The following is a 24,345-nucleotide window of genomic DNA, read 5'->3' on the forward strand; positions in this document are numbered from 1 at the left end:
AAGTCTGAGCCATGGCGACCGCGCCTGGCACTACAGCCCACTACCCCTTTTTCTCACTGGTGAGCTGTATCGTCCGCTTCCCCCCGCCAGATCTAGCGTCAACGCCCATGACGAGTTCACCGATTTGTTCACCGCGGCGGCACGGCCGGTCCATCCGACGCAACCTGGCCCTGGCCGCGATCGTGGCCGGAACCCTTTCCACTAGTTTTGTGTCCGGTGCGAGCGCCGCCGTCCAGCATGACGACCAAACCCAGCTCCGGCGCGACGCCGATGCGATCACCGCACTCGGCGTGACGGGAGTGCAGGCCCGCCTGGTCACCTCCGACGGCCGGAACCTGACCGCCACCAGCGGCGTCGCCAGCGTGGCGACCCGGCGGCCGGTCCCTCGGAATGGCCACTTCCGGATCGCCAGCGTCACCAAGGCGTTCGTCGCCACCGTGATCCTGCAACTGGCCGGCGACGGCCGGATCTCCTTGGACGACACAGTCGAGCGATGGCTGCCCGGCGTGGTGCACGGAAACGGCAACGACGGCCGCGCGATCACCATCCGCCAACTGCTCCAGCACACCAGCGGCATCCACGACGACTACCCCGACTACACCTCGGCGGAGGACTTCTACCGGCACCGATACGACACCTACACACCCGAGCAGATCGTCGCCCGGGCCATGCGCCACCGCCCGGACTTCCAGCCCGGAAAGGAATGGAGATACTCCAACACCGGCTACGCCCTGCTCGGCATGATCATCCAACGGGTCACCGGGCACCCCTGGCATGAGGAGGTGAAGGATCGGATCGTCCGGCCGCTCGGCCTCCATCACACCTTCTGGCCGGGCACTTCACCCACGCTGCCCCAGCCACACGCCGAGACTTACCAGAGGTTCAAGCCCGGCGAACCACTCGTGGACGTCACCAAGCAGGTCAGCCTGGCCGGCAATGGGGAAGCCGGGCTCGTCTCCACCACCGCCGATCTCAACCGATTCTTCCGCGCCCTGCTCGGCGGTCGGCTCCTGCCCCCGGCGCAGCTGACGCAGATGAAACACACCATTCCAGTCGGCAAGGAGTTCGAGCCGCTCATGCCGGGCGCCCGTGACGGGCTGGGACTCTTCTCACGCCCACTGTCGTGCGGCGGCAGATACTGGGGCCACGAGGGCGGCGATTCTGGCTGGATCAGCGCCGTCGGCGTCACCGCCGACGGCCGGCGCAGCGTCACGGTCTCGTTGTCGGGCGCGATCGCCGAATCGGCGGACCAGGTCCTGCGCGTGGTACAGGCCGAGAGCAAGCTGATCGACGACGCGCTGTGCCCGGCCCCGAACGCCGGCCGTATGCGGCATTGAGATCTCCCACGTGGAGCCGGTGCGGGACAGAGGCCGGGTGGCGGCTGCTCGACTTCGCCCGCGCGTTCAACGGTCCCGGGCTGCTCGACCCGGCCTCCTGGTCCGGCACCCTTTGTTGCGGGCTGGTTTAGTCTCACGGTCATGGTGATCAGGAACTCGCACTGCTCCTTCTGCGGTGCGGCCTTCGCCCGCGACCAGGCGTGGCCGCGCACCTGCCCGGGCTGCGCGAACACCAGCTATCTCAACCCGCTGCCGGTCGCGGTGATGGTGCTGCCGGTCGACGACGGTCTGCTGGTGGTGCGCCGGGACGTCGAACCGCACCGTGGTGGGCTCGCTCTGCCCGGCGGCTTCATCGACGTCGGCGAATCCTGGCAGCAGGCGGCCGTCCGAGAGCTACGCGAGGAGACCGGTGTTCTCGTCGACGCCGGTGACGTACGGCTCTTCGACGTGCTCAGCGCTCCTGACGGCACGCTGCTGGTCTTCGCTCTGGGGCCGCGTACCGACTCGGCCGACCTTCCGCCGGTCGTCTCCACGGCCGAGACTTCGGAATGGCTGCTGATCGACGGGCCGCGGGAACTCGCCTTCCCCCTGCACACTCAGGTCGTGGCGGAGTTCTTCCGTTCGAGATGACGAATTCGCGCCGTGGCTCCACGCTCAGCGCACGTCGTGCCGGCGATTCGGTGATCCATTGGCTGTGTGTTAGTCCACGTTGGCGTGCGGTTAGAGGCGTCCATCTAGGCTCATCCGACAGTCCAATCTCCGAGTGGCACCGGGAGGTTTCGTCATGAGCATCATGGAAGCGGAAACCGGCACGGAGGATATGTTCGATATGGACATCGAGATCCTGTGGGACCCTTCGCCCTCCGGGCCTATAGGGCAGCGCAGTGCTACGGCGGGCAGCACCTGCGCGTCGTCGTGCAACAGCTATGGCCAGGCCGGCCGCCCGTGCAGGTGTTTCTAACGGTTCTCCGTTAGGCCCGCATGGCATGAGGTTGCCGGCCTCCTGCTCCCCGTCCGTAAGCCTGTGGGGCCCGCGCCGTCGGCAACCGGATCAACGAAGCAGAGACCCTCACCCACCTCGGCGAAACGCTGGCCGGACTCAACCGCCCCGAGGAAGCCCGACACCATGTCAGCTTCTCGGCCGTAAACGACCGAGCTTGCAGCTCCTCGCCATCGATGGATTCGACGGTTCAGGCCGCGTACGGCAGCGTGACTCACTGCCCAGCGTGGCGAACCACGCCGCGTTGCGATGTCGATAACAGACCAGAGAGCCGTTCCCCGGCATACCGGGTGCGTTCAGTCCCGCCACCGCAACACGAACCGTAACAACAAAACCACGAAGAGGGAAGCCATTCCTCTCGGGCGTGAACGCCCGAGGTTCCTGGCTAGATGGCGCTGAACCAGGCCCGCTCCCTCTGGCTGGCCCTGGCAGACCCAAGAGCCAACCACACCGACACCCTCCTCTCCGCCCTGTCAGAGTGACCGCCAAGGCGACGTAGACGGCCCGGTTGGCGGCCTGCCCATCACGGGTCTTCTCGTGGATCGCGTCGATGGAGACGGCGCAGAAGACGGCAGCGGGCGAGGCCTGTGGATGGTGAACGTCATGGCCGACGCCTGGGGAGTTCATCAGGATGACGAGGCAGGCAATGCCGTCCGGTTCCGCATAGGCAGACGACCCACGTCAACCCATGCCATGCCGCTTTCGTCACCTTGTACGGGAGGTGCAGCGTGAGCGTGTTCCCTATGCCCGACTTCAGTAGCCGGCAAGAGCTGTCCGACGAGGAACTGCGCGCGACGCGCGAGACGATCGCCCGAGCATTGGAGGTGACGGCGGAGATCGCCCGCCGGGAGCAGCGCCACCCACAAGGACTGATCAGCGATGGCCGCCTTACCCGGGACGGGATGGACGTCGCGACCGAGCTGATGGGTATCCCGCCGGTCTCCGACGAGGGGCGGCGGGACATCACCGGCCCGCCCGGCAGCATCACCTGGCCTCTCCACCCGCAATGATCGACAAGCTCCGTGCCGCTTGATGCGGTCCCTGATGGCGGCACGGGAGAGCGGTCCCCTCTCTGGGGTGGGCGGGGACCGCTATGTGGGCCTGATGGCGCGTGTGACGCTCCACGCGCGGACAGGCCAGGCGCGACGGTACGGGCAACGCTTCCGTACCCCTGTACCGTCGCGCCCCTTCCCTTCACGAGAGCCCGAACCTAGGGTGTTCACGAGGGCGTGTGACCTGGCAGAACGGACACGTCAGAAGATCGCTTCCTACGGTCCGGTCACCGCCGTTCAACTCAAAGCCCCGTGACCGCAGCCGTCGCCCAGCCGGTCGACGGCCGCGGCGACAGCCCCTTCATCGCGGGCTGGAAGAAGGCGGCTGCGGTCCCGGTCAGCAACGCCGGCGAACAGATCTTCGTGCGATCGCACCGCCGGCGGCCCCGACTTCATGCCCCTGCACGAAGCACTCCCGGGTGACGTGATGGAGGGTTGCTGGAACATTGATCTGAAAGCTCCGGAGGTCTGTGAATGGGACTCGCCGAAGACACCCCCACTCTGGCGCCCGCGCAGATACGCAGAACGGCGACCGTCACCGTCGGTCTGCTCATGGGTGTCTGGGTGATCGACTACGTCGATCGGGTGATGATGGCCGTCGCGTTGCCGTTCATCGGCGAGGACTTCGCGCTCACCAAGACCGAGCAGGGCTGGCTGATCACCGCCTTTTCCCTGGTCTATCTGCTGTGCCAGATACCGGGCGGCATCCTCGCCGACAGGTTCGGCGCCCGACGCCAGCTCATGGTCTCCCTGCTGCTCTGGTCGGTCTTCACCGCCCTCACCGGTATCGCCTGGGGCCTGGCATCCCTCCTCGTCATCCGCGCCCTCTTCGGCGTCGGCCAGGGCCTCTTCCCCGGCGCGTCCTTCAAGGCCATCGCGGAACGCACCACCCCCACCGTCCGCGCCACCGCCGCCGGAGCCATGCTCGCGTCCAACCAGCTCGGTGCCGGCGTCGCCCCGCTCATCGTCGCGCCGCTCATCCTCGTTCTCGGCTGGCGCCACACCTTCTGGGTCACCGCCGCCGCCGGCGTCGCCATCGGCGTTCTGCTCTGGAAGCTGCTGCCCAAGGCGCTGCCCGCTCACCTCAACGGCTCCGACATCGTCCACGACAAGGGTCTCGGCCTCGGCACCGTTATGCGCTCGTCGTCGGTCTGGAAGTTCGCCGCCCTCTTCTGCGCCACCAACATGCTCGGCTACGGCTTGATCACTTGGGTGCCCAGCTACCTGCTGGAGGAGCGCGGCATCTCTCTCATCAACACCGGCGTGATGTCCGCCATCCCCGGCCTGGTCATGTGCGCGACCGTCTTCCTCGGCGGCTGGCTGTTCGACCGCTTCTTCCACGACAGGGCCCGGCTCTTCGTCATCCCCCTGCTCCTGGTCACCGCCGTGCTTCTGGTGCTCATGCTGATGGCCGACTCCGCTGTCGGGTTCACCGTCTACCAAACCCTCGCCATGGGTGTGGCGGGCCTTTCCTCGATGGGCATCCTCGGCATGCCCGTGCGCGCCCTGCCGCCCGCCGTCATCGGATCCGGCATGAGCGTCGTCAACGTCGGCGGCCAGATCGCCGGCGTCCTCGCCCCCGTCCTCATGGGCTTCCTGGTCGACAGGTTCTCCTACACCGTCGCTTTCGGCCTGCTCATCGCCACCACCGTCCTCGGCGCGCTGATCGCGTTGATCGTGCCCCAGCGCCCTGAGCAGTTCAGCCTCGCAACGAAGGAGTTCGCGTGACGACTTACGATCTGGTCCTCGCTGTTCCCCGGCCTGGACCAGGCGGAACGGGCTGTCGGTGAAGACAGCGTGATCTGCCCGCGCAGCGGTGATCGACTCGGCCACGAACGATTCCTCGCCACGGGCTGAGTTCGCTTTCCCGATCGGGTTCGGTGCGGACGTGGAGCCCGCACCGAACCCTCGGGACGGCCTAGGTCGTGTCAGACACTCCCTAGTGGTCGTGGTCGCAGGACACGCGGGCCCTCTCCAGCTCGGCGGGGTTGTTCCACCAGAAGCCCGCGGTGCTCGGGTGGGCGGGGACGCGGGCCTTGACCTTGCCGCGGGGTGCGGGGGCAAGGGGCGCGGCTTGGTCGGTGGCCGTGGAGGACGGGTACGGCGCGAGCAGTTGCTCGACCGTGTGATGCCTCCCGCCGACGACGACGCCGGTGACGTTCGCGGTGTCCTCGATGCGGGATAGCGGATCGCCGTCGACGATGGCCAGGTCGGCGTACATGCCCTTGCCGATCCTGCCCAGTGGCAGGCCGAGGTACGCCCCGGACGTACTGGTCGCGGTGGTGAGCGTCTCCAGCGGGGTCAGGCCGTACTTGACCATGGCCCGCATGTTCATGTGCAGGCTGACCGCGAGGTGATCGATCGGCGCGTCGGTGCCGGCGGTGACCACGCCGCCGCCGCGGACCATCGCCACGAGCTGCGCGACTTGGTTGGCCAGGTTGCCCCGGGCCGCGGTCTGGTCGGTGGTCTGCGCGGAGGTGACCGACTCCCGGAGCTTGGCCAGCCGCCAGTTCGGGTAGAGCCGGCGAACCCGTTCGTCAGTGACCAGGGAGGTGTCCTCCTTGTAGAGGGTGCTGGAGCCGAACAGGGTAGGAGTTCGGGCCATCTTCGACGTGTTGAACATGGAGATGACGTCGGAGTAGGCGGAGCCGACGTTGGTGACGGTGCGTGAGTAGCCGAATCGGTTGGTCGCGCCGACATGCTCGGTTTGGTCGCCGCCCATCGCGATCGCCGGATAGTGGTAGTGGGACGTGACCGGTTTGCCGTTGCGGTGGGCCCAGTCGATGACCTCCTTGTGCCAGACGACCGGCAGCCGCACGTAGCACTTCATCAAGTCGTAGTCGAGGCTGGCGGCCCGCTCGAGCTCGAGCCGCAGCTGGTCGTGGGAGAACGTCGGGCGCATGAAGTTGTAGTAGATGCGCGGCCCGTCGACGGCCTCACCGGTGCCCAGATAGCGCGGTGCGAGCCGGGCGCCGGACTGGACCGACTCGCGCTCCTCGACCATGTGATAGGCGGGCGACCCGGGTGAGCGGGTCATTGTGATGCCGAGGGCGAGCCACAGCGGCCCCTGCCGGGACCCGTAGGCGTAGCCCTGCATCTCGCGGTGGTGGTGGATGTCGATCAGGCCGGGCATGACGAACTTGTCGCCGGCGTCGATCAGGGTGCCGGGCCGTCCGTCCCGATGCGGCTCGACCGCGGTGATGCGCTGGCCGCGCACGATGATGTCGACGTCGCGGGCGACGGCCGCGGAGACGCCGTCCCACATGCGGCCGGCGTGGATGACGACCTGGTCGGGGCCGGGGTCGTTGCGCCAGGTCAGCTGGACCGGGATGGAGCGGCCGGACTTGCCGTCGACGCGGACGGTCTTCAGTCGCCCGCCGTTCAGGTAGAGCAGGGTGGCGGAGTCGCCGGCCCAGGTCGGGGCGTCGGACAGCTCTCGGGTGACCTGACGGGCAGGGCCGGTGGGTCGTCCGGTCTTGTCGACCGGCAGGACCCACAGAAGCGACTCCATGGCGAAGGCGAGCATGGTGCCGTCCGGTGACCAGACGGGCCCGTCGTCGCCACGGGTCTGCAGGGACCGGTGCGGGGCCGGGTCGACGTAGGCGCCGGCACCGGTGGCCCGGTCGACGAGAAGGATCTTGGACAGGCCTTCGCGGTAGCGTCGTGAGTACGGCACGACCGCGGCCAAGGCGATCGTCTTGCCATCGGGTGACCAGGTCGGCCGGCCGGGCTCGAAGGTGGCGTCGAAGACCTTCTGGATGTCGCCGGTGGCGACGTCGAGGACCCACAGCGCGCCGTCTTGGTCCAGGTAGGCCATCTCCTTCCCGTCCGGTGACCACCGGACCGACAGGGCGGCGGAGTCGGTCAGGTGGGTCAGCTGCCGGTCGGTGCCGGTGGCCAGGTCGCGGACCCAGATGTTGAGGGTTCCGGTGCGGTCGGTGACGAATGCCAGTCGCTGCCCGTCCGGGGAGAAGTCCGGGTCGGCCTTCCACCATCGGTCGCGGAACAACGGGATCGGCTTGTCCCCGATCCGCATCGTGTAGATGTCATTGAGGGCGCGGAACGCGATGGTGGACCCGTCCGGGGACACGGTCGGGCTGCCGATGCCGACGACGGGGAACGATCCGGGCGCGTCGAACACCCGGACGCTCTTCTTGTACTTCGGGGTGGTCGCGGTCAGTGCGGCCGTGAAGCCGACCGTACCGGCGGATGTGGAGCCGAGGTGGCGGGTCCGGATGGTGCCGGCGGAGGTGTAGAAGTAGCGCCCGTCCGAGGCGAACCGGGCTCGGAACGGGAAGACCTCCTCGCCGGTGACGAGCGCGCCCCCGGTGCCGGCCAGGTCGTTCGCGCCGTCGTGAAAGTGGTGGTAGGCGATGTCGGTTCCGTTCGGCATCCAGGACGGCTGGTGGATGACCTGACCGGCGGGGACGGTGACTGCGGTGCTGCGGGCGCCGGTGGCCACGTCGACGACGTCGACCTTGGTGTCGGCGACGACGAACGCGACTTTGGTCCCGTCGGGTGACCAGGCCGGCTCGTACTCCTCCTCGGCGGTGTCGGCCAGGACGCGGGTGCCGCCGGTGGCGACGTCGAGCAGGTGGATGCCGTAGCTGCCGCCGGCATCGGATGAGTAGGCGATGGTGCGCCCGTCCGGGCTGTAGCGGGGCTCGCGGTGGTCGAACGGGCCGGTGGTCAACTGGGTGACAGCGGACCCGTCGGGACGGATCGTCCACAGGTTGAAGACACCATCCCGGTACGACTGGAACACGATGGTGGACCCGTCCGGGGACCAGTCGGGCTGGGCGATGTCGTACAGGTCGCTGGTGAGCCGGCGGGCGGTGCCACCGGATGCGGAGCAGACCCATAGGACGCCGAGCATGTCGAGGGCGAGCATGCGGCCGTCGGGTGAGGGCGCGACGGCGAAGTCGGTGCCGGAAGCGACGGAGGTGTTGCCGCCGTCGCGGGCATCGTCGGCCCGGGCGCGTCCGGGGGTGGTGGGGATGAGCGCGGCGGCAAGGGCGGCTCCGGCGCCGCCGGCCAAGACGGCGCGGCGGGACGGACGGAACGCCGGAGAGGGGACGGGTGCATCAGGAGAGATCGGCGTGGGGGGCATTAGGGCTTTCCTCCTGCTTTACGCATCGTCGAACGATTTGTGGCAGTCCTCGGATCATGACCACGGAAAGGAAGTCCCATAGGGCCCGGAGGTGCTCGGTTCGACGAGTGGACGTCGGTGGCCGCCCAACGGCACAGCAAGCGCGTCGAACGGTTGATCCAAGCCGGTGGGCGGCAGGCACCGCGTACGCGCCCGAAGGGATTCGAACCCCGGCGTTGTTGCGTTACCGGATCGGCGGACACGCTAGGCCCGCCGACTACCTGTCAGATCGCTTCGGCGTGTTCGTCGGCGACAGATGGTTGGTCGGCTCGTCGAGCAGCAGCAGGTCCACGGGCTCGCTCACCAGCCGCGCCAGCTCGATCCGGCGCCGCTGCCCGTAGGAGAGCTCCCTCAAGCGCAGCCCCAGGTCGGACGGCTGGAACAGCCCCAGGGCGAGCAGTGCGTCCGCGTGCTCGTCCAGGCTCCCGGGACGCCCGTGCGCGTAGGCCCCCAGCACGGTCCGGTCCGCCGACCCGATCGCCCCGTCTCGCTGGAGGATCCCGACCCGGCCGTCCCCTTGCCCGTCGCCGCTGCCCACCTCGTCCTGCCTGAAGAACCCGACCCGGCAGGCCTGCCGTGGGCTCGCGCCTGGGCGGCGTGTTCGGCGGCCTTGGCCGCCAAATATCCGGCGTACCCGTCGCCGTAGCGGCGCACCTGCCCGTCGGCGACCTCCAGGATGGCGGTAGTCACCCGTTCCAGGAACACCCGGTCATGCGTGATCGCCACAACGGTGCCCCGGTGGGCGCGCAGGCGGCGCTCCAACCAGGCCACGGCCTGGTCGTCCAGGTCGTTGGTGGGCTCGTCGAGCAGCAGCAGCTCGGGAGCCGAGGCCAGCGTGGCGGCCAGGGCGAGCCTGGAACGTTCGCCACCCGACAGCGTGCCCAGCCGGCGGCTGCGCTCCAGCCCGGGCAGCCCGAGTCCGTGCAGCGCGACGTCCACACGGGCGTCGGCCTCGTAGCCGCCCCGCGCCTCGAACTCCGCCACCAGCCCCGCGTAGGCATCCAGCCCCGCGCGATCCGGTGTGCCGGTCTCGCCGGGCGACTGTTCGGCCGCCCGCATCCGGGCTTCCAGCTCGCGCAGATCGGTGAGCGCCAGGTCGATCGCGTCGGCCACCGTCGCGTGCGGAGGCAGCGCGAGCGACTGCGGCAGATATCCGACGCCGCCGGGCGCCACGACCACGATCTCGCCGTTGTCCGGTCGCTCGGCGTCCGCCATGAGCTTGAGCAGCGTGGACTTGCCCGATCCGTGGTCGCCGATCACGCCGATCCGCTCGCCGGGTTTGACGGTGAGTGACACTCGGTCCAGGACGACGCGGGTGCCGTAACGCTTGGTGGTCTCGGTGAGTGTCAGTTGGGCAGCAGTACGCAAAGGCCCACCTCCTCTTGTCGGTGCGAACAAACGAAAGGGTGGTCGCCTGCTCCAGGGGCCGCCCCGCGCGACGCAGCCCGGGACGGTTGTGCACGGGGCGGCGCCGCATCTTCAGGCGTTGTCGGGTGTGGCCCATTCGACGAACTGGATGATCACGCCGTTGGGGTCGGTGACCTGGAACAGGCGTTCGCCCCAGGGCTCTTCACGCAGCGGCATGGTGATCTCGACTCCGGCGTCACGCAGCCGCTTCTCCTGGTCCTGGATGCCGGTGGCGAGGGTGAGCGCCAGGATCAGCCCGGTGGCGTGCTGATCGCGCTGCTCGGGCGGCAGGACCTGGGTGCCGCGGGCGAGCAGGACGATGTCCATCGCGTCGGTGCGGGTGAGGGAGACGAAGCCGTCGGCGGCAGCCTGGACGGTGTAGCCCAGGTGAGTGGTGAAGAACGCTTGGGAGGCGGTGACGTCGTCGATCGTGAGCGAGACGGTGGACGCGGTGAACTGCATGAAGGTCTCCCTGTTGGGGTCGGGACGGGGCGCGAGGTGTCGGCCGCGGGTCAGTAGCCGCGGCGGCGGGGGATGTTGCGGGCGACGCGGGGCTCGGGTCGCCCGCGGACGGCCCGAGCGGAGGCAGGTGGCGGAGGTCGCCGCCGCGCTTGAGGAGGCGTGAGGGCCGCTCCGGCCGGTTGTGGCTCAGCTGTACGGTCAGCACGTCGGTGCGGTCGATCGCGGGGATGGCGTGCTCGGGGGCGGGGTCGAGGTTGCCCATGGGCACTCTCCTTCGTTCCGAACACGGCGCCGTACGCGGCGGTCCGTAGGGTCAGCTTGTCCTGATCGGTAAGGGTGAGGGACATGCGGAGGCTCTCCTTGCGAAGTGGTCAGGTTGTGGGTAGGTCGAGCTGGTATTCGTGGGTGCGGCAGTGGAAGCGGAAGCCCAGCCGCCGGTTGACGGCGAGCATGTGGGTGTTGTCCTGGGCGTTGTCGGTCTCGATCTCAACGATGCCGGGGTGCTCGGCACGCAGCCTGCACACCATTGCGGCCTTGACCCATAGCCCGAGCCCGCGGCCGCGGTGCGCGGGCACCACGGCGGTGTCGTACTGCAGTGCCCGGCGGGTCTCCCCGGCCCGGATGACGATCTCGGTGTATCCGGCCATCTCTCCCTTGCCAAGCGCAGCGGTCGTCAGCAGCAGATCACCGCGGTCGGCCAGCACTTTGGCCATGGCACGGACCCGGTCGGCGGTCCAGGTCTGGTTGCCGTAGTCCATGTCGCCGGTGGGCATCTCGTTCATCGCGTTCTTGGCCGCGGCGAAGGCTTCGGCTAGCTCGTTGGGAACCGTGCCGGTCCAACCGACCAGCTCGTAGCCGGGATGCTCGATGTCGGCCTCGGTATCGTCGGCCTGCGCGACGTCGAGCAGTAGATGGTCCAGCGTCAGCACCCGGCGGAAGCCGCGCGCGGTGCAGAAGGCCTCACCCGGCCCCCCGCTGGCCGCGGCGGTAATCAGGCTTCGGCGCTGCTCTACCTCTGCTGCCAACACGGCTGTGGCCAGCAGTTGCGAGCCGACCCCTGAGCGCCGCCGGTCCGGGTCGACGTGCAGCTCCAGTTCCGCCAGGTGATCTTGGCCGGGCGAGGTGAACAGCCGCAGCCCGGCTACACCGACCACCGCGCCGCCGGTCTCGGTGGCCAGCCAGAACAGTCGGCGGCTGTCCAGCCCGCCAGCAGTGAGTTGGGCATGGACCTGCTTGGACGTGGGCCGGGGCTCATCAGACAGATCGCTGGCGAGCGAGGCCACTACAACCGCATGCCAGGCAGTGGCATTCTCGGCCGAAACCCGATACATAGGGACAATACGGGTCATGCGCGGAAACTCCTTGGTAGGGATGCCTTGGACGCCGGTCATGACTTGTGTCATTGCCTCCTTCAGTCGGTGTGGCGCACGAGCGGCCAGTCGATGTCAACGCGGGCCGTCTTGGCGAGGTAGTTGGTGAACACATTGAGCGCCACGTGGGCGATGACCTCGACGATCTGCCCGTCGGACAGACCGGCGTGCCGGACCATGGCCAGCTGATCGTCGGAAACAGCCCCGCGGTGTCGGACCACGGCGGAGGCCAATCCCAAGACCGCGACAGCCCAGGAGTCGCCGGCTTCGCCCCTCCTCGCGCGGCCGGCCTCGACCTGGGCTTCCCCCCGGGGCGTGGACACCCGGTTTCATGCAGCCAGTTCGGCCACTCTAACAAGCCGATCTTCATAGACGGCCGGGGGTAGGTTCCCGGTCGCCGAGTGCCTTCTCCGGTGGTTGTACCAGGCGATCCAGCGGAAGATCTCGGTACGGGCCTCTACCTCGCTCGACCAGCGGCGCCTGCCCCGGCCGTGCAGCAGTTCACGCTTGAGCGTGGCGTTGAATGCCTCCGCCAGGGCGTTGTCCAGGCACGTCCCGGTCCTGCCCACCGATCGGCGGATCTCGTACTTCTCACACAACTTCGCGAACTCGGCCGAGGTGTACTGACAGCCGCGGTCACCATGAAAGATCACCCCGTCGACCTGGCCGCCTCGCGCTCCGACCGCCGCCGTCAACGCGTCGCTGACCAGCTCGGTCCGCAGATGGTCGGCGATCGACCAGCCGACCAGCCGCCGTGACCCGATATCGATCACCGTCGCGAGATACAGCCACGCGTCACCGACCGGCAGATAGGTGATGTCCCCGCACCACCTCCGGTTGACCTCACCGGCCGTGAAGTCGCGTTTGAGCAGGTCAGGGACCGGCGGAGCGAGCTCGTCAGGGATCGTGGTCCGCCTGCCCTTACGCAGATGCAGCCCGACGATGCCGTTCACGCGCATCAACCGGGCCACCCGCTTGGCGTTGACGCGCTCACCGTCATCACGCAGGTCCGCCGTGATCCGCGGGGAGCCGTTCGTCCCACCCGAGGCGCCATGAAAGCGCCGGATCTTCTCCACGATCCGCTCGTCCTCAACGACACGCGCCGCTCGGGCCGGCTCCCGCCCCAGCCAGGCATAGAAGGCGCTACGCGCCACGTTCAGCACCCGGCACAGCCGCTTGACCCCGTAGACGAGGCGGTGGACGGAGATGAACTGCAAGCGGCCGATCAACGATCCATCTCCTTCGCAAAATACGCGGCTGCCTTGCGGAGGATCTCCTTTTCGATCTCCAGCTCGGCCACCCGCTTACGCAGCCGCGCCAGTTCCTCGCGTTCACTGCGGGCCAGCCCGACTCCGGCATCGGACTCCTGCTGTTCGGCCTCACGCACCCACACGCGCAGGGTCTCGCGGTTCATCCCCAGTTCCCGCGCGACATCCGCGCAGGTCCGGCGCGACTCGCGGACCAGCTTTACCGCGTCCTTCTTGAACTCATCGCCGTACTTCGACGGACGTGCCACCCGACAGTCTCCCCTTCATGGAACGAGGTCCAATTGTCAGGGGTGTCCACGCCGAAGGGGGAACCTCAACCACGGTCAGCCCGGCCACCTTGGTTCCGCGGAACGAGTGCACCGACAGGCAGTAGTCAGACTCGTTCTCCTGCGCCACCAGCAAAGCGATGCGCTCGAGCACGTCCGCCGACAGGGTTCCCTCCGCACCCAGGATGCCGACGACGCCCAGGTACCCCTTTAACACGGCCAGATTGTTAGCCATCACCTTGGCCAGGTTGGGGATGACCCCGAGGGCATGGTGCGTGGCGGTGAACAGTTGTGCGGCTTCACCGGTGGCGATCTCCGGATCAACGATGTGCATGCCGGCAATCCTGCAGTTAGGCCTTGATAGATTTCCGATGCGTTCTCGATGCAAGCGCTGGCGGCCTTAGGAGTGACGGCATGCGGTTCACGGTCCTCGGCCCGGTGGAGGCCGTGGCACCGGGTCGCCAGCCGCCCAGGCTGGCACCCCGGCATCGGGCGGTGCTCGCCTATCTGTTGCTGCACGCCGGGGTCGTGATCAGTACGGACCGGCTGATTGACGCGATGTGGGGGCCGCTGCCGCCGGATTCCGCCCGCGCGCAGATCCAAACCACGATCGCCGCGATCCGCCGGATACTGCGCGCTTCGGGAGCCGACCAGATGCTGGCCACTCATCCGGCCGGGTACATGATCACCCCCGCGCCCGGCCAACTTGATCTGGACGAGTTCACCAACCTGATCGCCAAGGCACAGGCCACCTCCAGCGACCCGCAGGACACCGCGGACCAGATCCGTGCCGCTCTTGCGCTGTGGCGGGGAGAGCCATTGGCCGATATCACCGCCGATTACGTCCATGGTGCTAGGGCACGACTGAACGGGAAGCGACTGACCGCCATTGAACGCCTGGCCGAATTAGAGCTGTCACTGGGCCACCAGGACGACCTCATCGACGAACTGACCGTCCACGTGGCGGCCAATCCGCTGCGGGAACGGCTCTGCGGCCAGCTGATGCTCGCCCTGCACCGCGCTGGACGCCAACCCGACGCGTTGCACGTGGCAAGAACGTTCCGGGAGGCCCTTGCCGAACAGCAGGGGCTGGACCCCGGCCACGCGTTCAGCAAGCTCGAACAGGCCATCCTGCGTGACGACCCCGGCCTGCGGGTGCCGGCCGCCGCGCCGACGAAGTCACAGCGGGTGAACTTCCTGCCCTACGACGTCCCGGATTTCACTGGACGAGAAGGCGAGCTCGACAGGCTCTCCCGCTCGTGGACGAGCGGCAACGGTGGAGTTGTGACGATCTCGGCGATCGACGGGATGGCCGGGATCGGCAAAACGGCACTCGCGGTCCATGCAGGACACCTTCTCGCGGACCACTTCCCTGATGGGCAACTCTTCGTCGATCTGCAGGCGCACGCTGCCGGTCAGGCGCCGCTCAATGCCGGCTCCGCGCTGGAGGTCCTCCTGGGCCAACTCGGCGTGCCCGCGGAACGCATCCCAGCGTCGGTCGCCGATCGCGCCGCGGTGTGGCGGTCTGAACTGTCCGGCCGTCGAGTGCTGGCCGTGCTGGACAACGCCCTCGGCGCCGATCATGTGCGGCCGTTGCTGACCGGCACCTCCAGCGCACTCATCCTGATCACCAGTCGCCGACGGTTGACCGACTTGGACGGGGCGCACGCCCTGTCCCTGGATGTGCTGCCTGCCGCGGACGCCGTGGAGTTGTTCACGGCGATCGTGGGCGAGCGAGCGGCCGCCGAACCGGTTGCGGTCCTCGACGTGCTGCAGTTGTGCGGTTTCCTGCCCCTGGCCGTCCGCATCGCCGCCGCCCGCCTGCACCATCGCCCCCGCTGGACCGTCGAATATCTGGCCGACCGGCTCCGCAACCAACGCCGCAGGCTTTCCGAGCTGGCCACCTCGGAAAGAGGTGTAGCAGCCGCGTTCACCCTGTCCTATCAGCAGTTGGATCCCGACCAGCAACGCATGTTCCGGCTTCTGGGGCTGCAGCCGGGCCGTGACATCGGTCCCGACGCGGCCGCCGCGCTGGCCCATCTTCCGCTCGAGCGGGCCGAGATGCTCCTGGAAGACCTTCTGGATGCCCACGTCCTGGCCCAGTACCAGCCCGGCCGCTACACCTTTCACGACCTGCTGCGTGAACACGCCCTGGCCACCGCAGCCGCCCAAGAACCCCAAAGCGCCCTGAGGTTCCCCCTTCGGCGTGGACACCCCTGACAATTGGACCTCGTTCCATGAAGGGGAGACTGTCGGGTGGCACGTCCGTCGAAGTACGGCGATGAGTTCAAGAAGGACGCGGTAAAGCTGGTCCGCGAGTCGCGCCGGACCTGCGCGGATGTCGCGCGGGAACTGGGGATGAACCGCGAGACCCTGCGCGTGTGGGTGCGCGAGGCCGAACAGCAAGAGTCCGATGCCGGAGTCGGGCTGGCCCGCAGTGAACGCGAGGAACTGGCGCGGCTGCGTAAGCGGGTGGCCGAGCTGGAGATCGAAAAGGAGATCCTCCGCAAGGCAGCCGCGTATTTTGCGAAGGAGATGGATCGTTGATCGGCCGCTTGCAGTTCATCTCCGTCCACCGCCTCGTCTACGGGGTCAAGCGGCTGTGCCGGGTGCTGAACGTGGCGCGTAGCGCCTTCTATGCCTGGCTGGGGCGGGAGCCGGCCCGAGCGGCGCGTGTCGTTGAGGACGAGCGGATCGTGGAGAAGATCCGGCGCTTTCATGGCGCCTCGGGTGGGACGAACGGCTCCCCGCGGATCACGGCGGACCTGCGTGATGACGGTGAGCGCGTCAACGCCAAGCGGGTGGCCCGGTTGATGCGCGTGAACGGCATCGTCGGGCTGCATCTGCGTAAGGGCAGGCGGACCACGATCCCTGACGAGCTCGCTCCGCCGGTCCCTGACCTGCTCAAACGCGACTTCACGGCCGGTGAGGTCAACCGGAGGTGGTGCGGGGACATCACCTATCTGCCGGTCGGTGACGCGTGGCTGTATCTCGCGACGGTGATCGATATTGGGTCGCGGCGGCTGGTCGGCTGGTCGATCGCCGACCATCTGCGGACCGAGCTGGTCAGCGACGCGTTGACGGCGGCGGTCGGAGCGCGAGGCGGCCAGGTCGACGGGGTGATCTTTCATGGTGACCGCGGCTGTCAGTACACCTCGGCCGAGTTCGCGAAGTTGTGTGAGAAGTACGAGATCCGCCGATCGGTGGGCAGGACCGGGACGTGCCTGGACAACGCCCTGGCGGAGGCATTCAACGCCACGCTCAAGCGTGAACTGCTGCACGGCCGGGGCAGGCGCCGCTGGTCGAGCGAGGTAGAGGCCCGTACCGAGATCTTCCGCTGGATCGCCTGGTACAACCACCGGAGAAGGCACTCGGCGACCGGGAACCTACCCCCGGCCGTCTATGAAGATCGGCTTGTTAGAGTGGCCGAACTGGCTGCATGAAACCGGGTGTCCACGCCCCGGGGGGAAGCCCAACCACCACCAGCACACGGCGTGCATCGACCAGGACATCGGCAACGCTCCGCTCGCCGTGCACGCGCGCCGTCTCAGCGCCGCAGCCCGGACAGGCGACCGGCCGGTCCGGGGTCCGCGCCCGCACCTGGATCCACTCGCCCTCGTCCGCCACGTCCTCCACGACCAGTGGCGATAACCCGGAGAACACTACATTCACAAGCTCGTCGAGATCATGCACGGCTTACCGTTACGTGCCGGGGCGCTCCGTCACCACCGAATCTGCGACAGAGCCGTTGTTTTTACAGTCCCGTCGGCGCGGGCTTCCCGTTGTGCGTCGTTCCCTGACCAGCGAGATGTGCCAGGTATCCGTCGATTGACCGATGCAGGTTGTAGAAAGCTACGATCGCGTGGGTGGATGTGAATACCAGGCAATTGCGGTACTTCGTCGCTGTCGCCGAGGAGCTGAACTTCACTCGCGCCGCTGCGCGGCTGCACATTGCGCAGCAGGCGCTGAGCACTCAGATCAGGCAGCTGGAGAAAGCTGTCGGTGTGACGCTGTTTCGGCGGACGACTCGGAGGGTCGAGCTCACCTCCGCTGGCGCGGCGTTCCTCAGTGAGGCTCGTTCGGTGCCGGTCGCTCTCGACCGTTCCGTCCGCACCGCGCGGCGGATCGAGGCCAACGAATCGGGTGTGCTGACGATCGGTACCGGCGAGGGCGGGGCGCTGACTCTCACCGAGTCGATTCTTTCCGAGTTCCGGGCGCGTCATCCAGGCGTGCAGGTCGATGTCAAGGTGTACAGCTACGCCGACCCGTCCGCAGGGCTCGCTGATGGTTCGGTCGATGTCGCCTACCTGCGGTTGCCGATTGACGGTGGGGACTGGCTGCGCAGCGAAACACTGCTCGTCGAGCCGCGCGTGGTGATGTTGCCGGCTTCGCACCGGCTCGCTGCGTGCAGCGTGATAGCGGCGGCCGAGCTGGTCGACGAGCCGATCGTCGGGCACTTCTGCGACGACCAGGCATGGATCGACTTTTGGTCGCTGGCCGAGCATCGAGACGGGAAGCCCGCGAACTTCGTAGGCAGGGCATCGTCGGTGCTCGAGGAATTGCAGTGCGTCGGAGCAGGCATGGGGTGTGTCGTTACCGTCGCGTCAGCACGGCTTGTGCCGTTGGTGGGCGTGACACTGGTGCCGCTTGCCGGCGCTCGCGGCAGCGAGCTCGCGGTCGGCTGGCGCGCCGATCAAGAAACCGATTTGATCAGCTCGTTCGCCGCTGTCGCCCACTCTGTCCGCGACGCAAACCCCGAGGCCGTGTACGCGCTGGAGCATCCGGACATGAGCGACCGGACGGTACCGCCGGTGCCCGGCGTGATTCACAACCCAAGTCGGTGAATCCCGCGCAGATTGAGTGTTTCCGCCGGCGGTGCCCAGGTTCTTACAGTCGGCCCATGCACAAATTGATCGTCCACACAATGTCCGCCTACCCGATTGAGCTTGACCGGATCGGAGCCTCGCATGGTGTGGCGTAACTGGGCAGGCAACCAGACGTGCCGACCAGCGGTCATGGCCAGCCCTCCGACGAGAACCGAAGTGGCGCAGGCTGTCGAGCAGGCGTCGGTGGCGAATCATGTGGTCCGTGTCGCGGGAGCATCGCATTCGTTCACCGATGCGGTCGCCACCGACGGCATGCTGCTCTCGCTGCGGCATTGCAACCGTGTGCTGGACATCGACCACGCCACACACCGGATCCGGGTCGAGGCCGGGATAACTCTGCGTGAACTGAATCGGGTGATGGCCGAGAACGGTTTGGCCTTCCCGAACCTCGGCGATATCGACGCGCAGTCGATCGCGGGCGCTACCGCCACAGGTACACACGGGACCGGCGCACGCCTGCAGAACCTCTCGGCCTGTCTGGTGTCGATGGAACTCGTCACGGCGAACGGCGCGACGATCGAGGTGAACGCCGAACAGGATCCGGATGTCTGGCGTGCCGCGCGGGTAAGCATCGGCGCCCTCGGTATCGTCACCGCGGTCACAATCCAGGCGGTACCCGCGTTCACGCTCGAAGCAGTCGATCGCCCGATGGCAGTCGAGGACGTACTCGTCGATCTCGACGAACTGCTCGCGGCCAATGAGCACTTCCAGCTGTTCACCTTCGCGCACAGCCCGCTGGCGATGACATCCGCGCGCAATCGGGTCGACCTCGCGCCACAGCCGATCTCGCGTGCCCGCGAGTGGGTGGAGGACGAGCTCGTGCAGAACCATCTGTTACACGCGGCGTGCGAACTTGCCCGGGTCGCTCCGCGGGTGAATTCGCCGCTGCAGCGCCTGGGCTCCCACCTCGCGGGTTACTCGCACCGAATCGACCGCTCCGACAGAATCTTCGCGACACCGTTGCGGGTCCGGTTCGTCGAGATGGAATACGCCATCCCGCGCGAGCACACCGCCGAAGCGGTCCGTGCGGTTCGTGAACTGGCGGGGCGTCCCGAATTCAATGTGACCTTCCCGATCGAGGTTCGGTGGGTCGCCGCCGACGACGCCTATCTGTCACCGGCCGCCGGGCGCGACACCTGCTATATCGCGCTGCACCAGTACCACAAGCTTGCATCTGAGCTGTATTTCCGTGCAGCCGAAGCGATCTTCGATTCCTTCGGCGGTCGGCCACATTGGGGCAAGCAACACTTCCAGACCCCGGAAACGCTGCGTCCACGCTACCCCGAATGGGACAGCTTCGCGATCGTGCGCAAACGACTCGACCCCGACCGGCAGTTCGCGAACTCCTATGTCGATCGAGTTCTGGGCACGGTATGAGCACTGCACTGTTGCACAGGCGATTTCCCGCGCTCGAGCGAACGCTGCCGTTCGCCCGGCTCGGCGACGGCCCGACACCGGTGCGGGAGCTCACCGGGCTCACGCGAAACAACCTGTGGTGCAAGGACGAAAGCGGATACGGCTACGGCGGCTGGGGCGGCAACAAGGTACGCAAGCTGGAATGGCTGCTGCCCGAGGTGCGCCGGCGCGGGGCGAGCACGATCTTCACCGTCGGCGCGACCGGGACAAACTGGGGCCTGGCGGCGGCGGTGTATGCGCGCGACCTCGGCATCGACACCGTCCTGGCACTGATCGATCAGCCCGAGGACGACCATGTCCGCGAGCAGCTGCGCAGATTGCGGCAATCCGGCGCGACCATGCACTTCACCCACAGCAAACCGCTGACGATCGCCGCCGCACCGTGGTTGCTGCTGCGCCACACGCGTGGATTGAAGCTGCCGTACTACCTGCCCGCAGGCGGCTCAGCGCCGATCGGTGTGCTCGGCTATGTCGAGACGGGGCTGGAGCTCGCCGCGCAGGTGGCGGCGGGTGAACTGCCGCAGCCCCGGCACATCGTTACGGCCGTCGGCTCGGGCGGGACCGTTGCGGGACTCGCGCTGGGTTGTGCGCTGGCCGGGCTGCAATCGCAGGTGCTGGGAGTGGTGGTCAATGACACGCTGCCGCTCGGTGTGCGTGATCTCGTCCGGCTCGCCGACCGGACCGCGACCGTCTTGCGGGAACGCGGAGCGGAATTCGACGTGCCGCCTCTACGGCTCACGACCACCCGTGAATACTTGGGCCGCGGTTACGGTCACCCCACGCCCGAAGCCGCCGCCGCGGCACGGGTTGCCGCGTCCGCCGGATTGCGGCTGGAATCCGTGTACACCGCCAAGGCGTTCGCGGCAGCGCTGGCGGCCGACCTGGACGGCCCGGTGCTGTTCCTGAACACCTACGGCCCGAGAGAGTAGTCATGCGCATCACCGGACGGTCGGCCACCGCGCTCACAGCGAGAGAGCTTCTCACCCCCTCCGGTCCACCGGCGAGGGGCGGCGGCGCAGACCGTTGTCCGCGCCACCGCCCCTGATCCGACTTGGACTACCGCATCAGCGGGTCAAAGCCCCTTGCACTGGCCGGTCTTGGGACCGGACACGGTGTTGACCTTGCCGTTATTCGTCGGCGCCGGGGAGTTTCCGCTGCAGCTCAACTTCCCGCTGATCCGGTTACCGGACACGACCGGTGCGTCGGTCACCCGGTTGTCGGTCAAGCTGACCGGACCGCTCACCGTGGAGTCCAGGATGGTGAGCTTGTCGGTGGCGTCGTTGACCGTCACCGGACCACTGACAGTCGTCTGGGTCAGCGAGACACCGGCGGCCTGCGAGGCGCTGATCGGCCCGCTGACATTGGCGCCGGTCGCGTAGAGGCTCGCACCCTTCTGCACCGTGACCGGCCCGGAGACTACTGCTCCGTCCAGGCAGGTGGCGCCGGAACTCACCTTGAGGGGTCCGGCGTGGCGGCCGGTGATCGTGACCGTGCACGCGGGCCCGGTGTCAGCGGCCAGCGGGATCCCTACGGTGACTGCCGTGCCGGTCGTCTCGCCGGTGATGACGAGGTCCGCGCTCGTCGCGCCCCCTTGCGCCGTGTCAGCGGGCACCGCGAACCCGACGGTCGCACGGCCGGCCTCGTCGGTGTTGTCGGTGTTCGCGCCGGCCGTGGCGTCGACCGCGAACGTACCGACCCCTTGGCCGGCGAACGTAGCCGTGACCTTCTCATCCTTCGGCTCGTTGCTGCTGAACACCAGCGACGACAGGTCGACCGTCACCGTGTCTCCCGCCTTGAAGCCATCCTTCGGCGCGTCGAACCGCACACCGACCGCGCGCTGCGCGTAATCCGGAGCGACAGGGGACTTCTCGCCCAGGTAGGCGACCATGGACTGAAGGTCGACCTGGCCGGTGTCCCGCATGTCCGCCCCTTCGCTCAGGGTGCTGAAGTTGTCCCCTCCCGAGGCGAGGAACGAGTTCACGACCACGCGGTAGGACTTGGCCGGGTCCAGCGGCTTCCCGCCGAGGGTGACCGAGGTGATGTGCCGGCCCTTGGGCGCGGTCGGGTCGTAGGTGTAGAAGAGTCCCTTGGACACGCCGAGCTTGAGGAACGGCCGGCTGGCCCCCTCGGGCTGCCACTGCTCCTCGAGCACCCGGGCGATCTGCTCACCGGTCAGAGTCATCGTGACCAGGGTGTTGGCGAACGGCTGGACCTCGGCCGCCTCCTTGTAGGTGACGGTGCCGTCGACCTTGCCTGCGGCCCGGTACTTCATGTCCGTACGGAGCCCGCCGGGGTTCATGAAAGCGATCTCAGTGGATGGGTCGGTGGTGCGAGCACCCGCGAGTTGCGCGTCGGCGACGACGTTGCCCAGGGTCGACTCACCGCCGCGGTTCTCGGTCGTGCCGTTGGACTGGCGGGCCCGGTTGAAGTCCGCGGTGATCTCACCGAGCTTGCGCGCGCCCTCCCTCTTCGCCACCTCGACAGCGCCATCCACGATTCCCTTGGCCGTCGGGTCCGGGCCGTAGAGGGGCTTCCACGAGCCGTCCGCCTGCTTCTCGGTCAGCGGGACGATCTTCGAGTCGACGTTGACCGCCTGCTTCTTGGTCTTGTCGTACGTGAACGTGATCTTGTTGAGGTTGTAGCCGTACTGGCCCGCCGACACGACCGGGCGCACGGTCACCGGGCGCTTCTCGTCCTGCCACTCCTTGACCGGGATCTTGTGGGCGTACGCCAGGTGGGTGTGGCCGGAGATGATCGCGTCGAAGTTCTTGTCGAGCCCGTTCACGATCTTGCCGAAGTCGCTCGTCGGGTCGGTTGCCGACCCGTATTGCGTGGTGGAGGCACCTTCGTGGACGAGCAGCACGACGATGTCGGCCCCCTCCTTGGCCTTCAGCTCGTCGGCGACCTGGTTGACCGCGCTCGGGATGTCCAGGATGTCGAGCATGGAGATGCCCGCGGGGGTGACGAGTTCGTCGAGGTGCTCGGTCACCGCGCCGACGAAGCCGACCTTGACCCCGTCGACCTCCTTGACCCAGGACTCGGTGAGCTCCTTGTACTTGTCCTGGAGCTCCTTCTTGACCCTGACATTGGCGCCGATGTATTCCCATGTGGCCCGCGGGATGACCCGGTTCATCAGGTCGTCGTAGCCCCGGTCGAACTCGTGGTTGCCGACCGCGCTGACCTCGAGCCCGGCCGCGTTGAGCGCGTCGATGGTCGGGTTGTCCTGCTGGATGAACGAGGTGAACGTCGAAGCACCGATCAGGTCCCCCGCCGCGGCGAAGACGGTATTGGGGTTGTCCGCCCTCATCTGCTTGACCGCGGTCGCCAGCGCCGCGGCTCCCGCTTCCTGACCGTTCGCCTCCAGCCGGCCATGGAAGTCGTTGATCCCAAGGATGTCGATCTCGACAGAGTCATCGGCGAAGGCCGCCGGGGCGCCGACCAGGCCCCCCGCCATCGTGGCTATGGCGACCAACGGAGCCAGACGCCTCCGCAGGCGCGTACGGGGTCCCCCGTGAGTTTGGACAGATCTAGCAAACGCAAACATAAGGCATAGCATTGCCAAGCGGCGGCAAAAGGGCCAGTTGGCGGTCCTGGAGTTCAAGGGCAAGATGCACGATTTACACCACGCCCACACCTCCTGGCTACTCGCCGGTGGTGCCGACCTGCAGGTGGCGAAGGAACGGCTGCACGACGAATCGCTCAAGGGGCGCCCAGCGGAGCAGGCCGGCCACTCCAGACCAGCCGGTCCGCCACCGACCAGCGGCCGCCGGCGCGGGTGCCGTTTCCCCGCTGATACGGTCCCGCCGCTGTCCACGGAGGGGCAGAGCCGACGTCAACGGGGAATCGCGGCACCGAGAACGGGACGCTCGGCAAGCTCGGGCGTGATCACGACACCGGAGATCCGACCGGCGAGCGCAAGGACGGCCGGGATGGGGTTGTCGATCCAGTCGTCGGCGGCCGGATCGATGCCGAGCTCGCGAAGATGCTGGTTGAGCCGGTCGGGGCTGGTCCCCCACCGCCTACCCGGAGATGAGGGATCGAGGCCGGTGACGAGTTCGCCGTCGAGGCCGTAGGCGAAATCATGCCGGGCCGCATAATCATGTCGCATCACCCCGAGGGCCTCGCCGCCATCACGGGACAGTTCGCCGATGACGTCGCGTCGTACGCCACGCCAGCCACAGTTCTCGATCAAGATGGCCCAGTCCCCCGCCCGATGCGCGGTGACGATCTCAGTGTGGGCATCGGAGTGCTCGTCCCCGTCGATCACGCGGATGTTCTCAGGAGCGGCACCAAGGCGGCCGAGCGCCTCATGCTCATCGACTCCCCTGACGAAGACAATGGTGTAGATCGGTCCCAGCGGACCCTCGTCCTGCCACGCATAGTCCTCCGGCGAGACACCAGGCGTACGGGCCGTGGCACGTACCAGCTCGATCTTCTCAACCTGCTCGTCCGCTTCCGGGTTGGCGGTAAAGAAGGCGTCGACGAGCTTGTCAGCGACCCGGCCCCGCTCACTGACCGGGTATCCGTTGGCCTTCGCCCACTCCCGGATCGCCACGCTGATGTCACGTCCGAACACACGTTGGGTGACACGGAGCTGGATGAATCCGGCGTCTGACATGATCGGAACCTACTAGTGATCGCTCGCTGATGTGGACCGCCTCGACCTCACGTCCGGGCGCGACGAAGCCGTCCGCATGGACCCATCCTCTTCCAGCCGGTAGCCCTGTGGTCC

18 protein-coding genes and 1 pseudogene are annotated in these 24,345 nt (G+C 67.6%); 9 read left to right on the top strand and 10 right to left on the bottom strand.

Annotated features, from left to right (window positions below; all coding sequences use genetic code 11):
* Positions 1-209: 209 nt before the first annotated feature.
* From ACQP1V_RS26705 to ACQP1V_RS26720, 4 genes are all read left to right on the top strand, one after another.
* Positions 210-1,337: a serine hydrolase domain-containing protein gene (locus ACQP1V_RS26705; RefSeq protein WP_433412777.1), complete on the top strand. Its 1,128-nt coding sequence runs from the start codon at positions 210-212 to the stop codon at positions 1,335-1,337.
* Between the two features lie 141 nt (positions 1,338-1,478).
* The gene (locus tag ACQP1V_RS26710; RefSeq protein ID WP_387411946.1) at positions 1,479-1,967 is read left to right on the top strand and encodes an NUDIX domain-containing protein; all 489 of its coding nucleotides are present in this window, start codon (positions 1,479-1,481) and stop codon (positions 1,965-1,967) included.
* 1,098 nt (positions 1,968-3,065) lie between these two features.
* A complete protein-coding gene (locus tag ACQP1V_RS26715; RefSeq protein ID WP_433412779.1) occupies positions 3,066-3,347 on the top strand; it encodes a hypothetical protein in 282 nt (93 codons plus the stop codon).
* Between the two features lie 516 nt (positions 3,348-3,863).
* Positions 3,864-5,117: an MFS transporter gene (locus ACQP1V_RS26720; RefSeq protein ID WP_433412781.1), complete on the top strand. Its 1,254-nt coding sequence runs from the start codon at positions 3,864-3,866 to the stop codon at positions 5,115-5,117.
* Between the two features lie 211 nt (positions 5,118-5,328).
* Here the strand turns inward: ACQP1V_RS26720 and ACQP1V_RS26725 are convergent, their stop codons facing one another.
* The 7 genes and pseudogenes from ACQP1V_RS26725 to ACQP1V_RS26755 all read right to left on the bottom strand — a co-directional run bounded on the left by ACQP1V_RS26725 (position 5,329) and on the right by ACQP1V_RS26755 (position 13,645).
* Positions 5,329-8,499, bottom strand: a complete 3,171-nt coding sequence (locus ACQP1V_RS26725; RefSeq protein ID WP_433412783.1) for an amidohydrolase family protein — start codon at positions 8,497-8,499, stop codon at positions 5,329-5,331.
* A 286-nt stretch (positions 8,500-8,785) separates the two neighbouring features.
* Positions 8,786-9,906 (bottom strand): annotated as a pseudogene (locus ACQP1V_RS26730) (ATP-binding cassette domain-containing protein); the annotation flags it as partial.
* A gap of 111 nt (positions 9,907-10,017) precedes the next feature.
* The gene (locus ACQP1V_RS26735; protein ID WP_433412785.1) at positions 10,018-10,407 is read right to left on the bottom strand and encodes a VOC family protein; all 390 of its coding nucleotides are present in this window, start codon (positions 10,405-10,407) and stop codon (positions 10,018-10,020) included.
* Between the two features lie 371 nt (positions 10,408-10,778).
* Positions 10,779-11,810: a GNAT family N-acetyltransferase gene (locus ACQP1V_RS26740; RefSeq protein ID WP_433412787.1), complete on the bottom strand. Its 1,032-nt coding sequence runs from the start codon at positions 11,808-11,810 to the stop codon at positions 10,779-10,781.
* A gap of 8 nt (positions 11,811-11,818) precedes the next feature.
* Entirely contained in the window at positions 11,819-11,956 is a 138-nt protein-coding gene (locus ACQP1V_RS26745; protein WP_433412789.1) for a hypothetical protein, read from the bottom strand.
* A 150-nt stretch (positions 11,957-12,106) separates the two neighbouring features.
* Positions 12,107-13,293 (bottom strand): IS3 family transposase gene (locus tag ACQP1V_RS26750; RefSeq protein WP_433412153.1). Its coding sequence is split into 2 segments (ribosomal slippage): positions 12,107-13,021 and positions 13,024-13,293, totalling 1,185 coding nucleotides; the frame shifts between segments, so codons are not numbered across the junction.
* Complete coding sequence (locus ACQP1V_RS26755) at positions 13,265-13,645, bottom strand: hypothetical protein (RefSeq protein WP_433412791.1); 381 nt, start codon at positions 13,643-13,645, stop codon at positions 13,265-13,267. Before ACQP1V_RS26755 ends, ACQP1V_RS26750 begins: the two co-directional genes overlap by 29 nt.
* Before the next feature lie 80 nt (positions 13,646-13,725).
* Between ACQP1V_RS26755 and ACQP1V_RS26760 the strand changes: the two genes are divergently transcribed.
* Both ACQP1V_RS26760 and ACQP1V_RS26765 read left to right on the top strand, forming a co-directional pair.
* Entirely contained in the window at positions 13,726-15,531 is a 1,806-nt protein-coding gene (locus ACQP1V_RS26760; protein WP_433412793.1) for a BTAD domain-containing putative transcriptional regulator, read from the top strand.
* A gap of 36 nt (positions 15,532-15,567) precedes the next feature.
* A protein-coding gene (locus ACQP1V_RS26765; RefSeq protein WP_433412153.1) for an IS3 family transposase occupies positions 15,568-16,754 on the top strand; the annotation gives its coding sequence in 2 pieces (ribosomal slippage) (positions 15,568-15,837 and positions 15,840-16,754; 1,185 coding nt in all).
* On the opposite strand, the gene ACQP1V_RS26770 is transcribed toward ACQP1V_RS26765, so the two are convergent.
* Positions 16,729-17,004: a transposase family protein gene (locus ACQP1V_RS26770; protein ID WP_433412795.1), complete on the bottom strand. Its 276-nt coding sequence runs from the start codon at positions 17,002-17,004 to the stop codon at positions 16,729-16,731. The genes ACQP1V_RS26765 and ACQP1V_RS26770 overlap by 26 nt on opposite strands.
* Positions 17,005-17,177: 173 nt before the next feature.
* On the opposite strand from ACQP1V_RS26770, the gene ACQP1V_RS26775 reads away from it, so the two are divergent.
* The 3 genes from ACQP1V_RS26775 to ACQP1V_RS26785 all read left to right on the top strand — a co-directional run bounded on the left by ACQP1V_RS26775 (position 17,178) and on the right by ACQP1V_RS26785 (position 20,542).
* Positions 17,178-18,155: a LysR substrate-binding domain-containing protein gene (locus ACQP1V_RS26775; RefSeq protein WP_433412797.1), complete on the top strand. Its 978-nt coding sequence runs from the start codon at positions 17,178-17,180 to the stop codon at positions 18,153-18,155.
* Between the two features lie 123 nt (positions 18,156-18,278).
* Entirely contained in the window at positions 18,279-19,574 is a 1,296-nt protein-coding gene (locus tag ACQP1V_RS26780) for a D-arabinono-1,4-lactone oxidase (RefSeq protein ID WP_433412799.1), read from the top strand.
* Complete coding sequence (locus ACQP1V_RS26785; RefSeq protein ID WP_433412801.1) at positions 19,571-20,542, top strand: 1-aminocyclopropane-1-carboxylate deaminase/D-cysteine desulfhydrase; 972 nt, start codon at positions 19,571-19,573, stop codon at positions 20,540-20,542. The genes ACQP1V_RS26780 and ACQP1V_RS26785 overlap by 4 nt, the downstream gene beginning before the upstream one ends.
* Before the next feature lie 143 nt (positions 20,543-20,685).
* Here ACQP1V_RS26785 and ACQP1V_RS26790 read toward each other — a convergent pair whose 3' ends face one another.
* Entirely contained in the window at positions 20,686-23,067 is a 2,382-nt protein-coding gene (locus ACQP1V_RS26790) for a 5'-nucleotidase C-terminal domain-containing protein (protein ID WP_433412803.1), read from the bottom strand.
* 378 nt (positions 23,068-23,445) lie between these two features.
* Positions 23,446-24,168, bottom strand: a complete 723-nt coding sequence (locus tag ACQP1V_RS26795) for a DUF6461 domain-containing protein (protein WP_433412805.1) — start codon at positions 24,166-24,168, stop codon at positions 23,446-23,448.
* Positions 24,169-24,345: the final 177 nt, after the last annotated feature.

It is taken from the genome of Microtetraspora malaysiensis, assembly GCF_050947145.1.
GTDB lineage: Bacteria > Actinomycetota > Actinomycetes > Streptosporangiales > Streptosporangiaceae > Microtetraspora_A > Microtetraspora_A malaysiensis.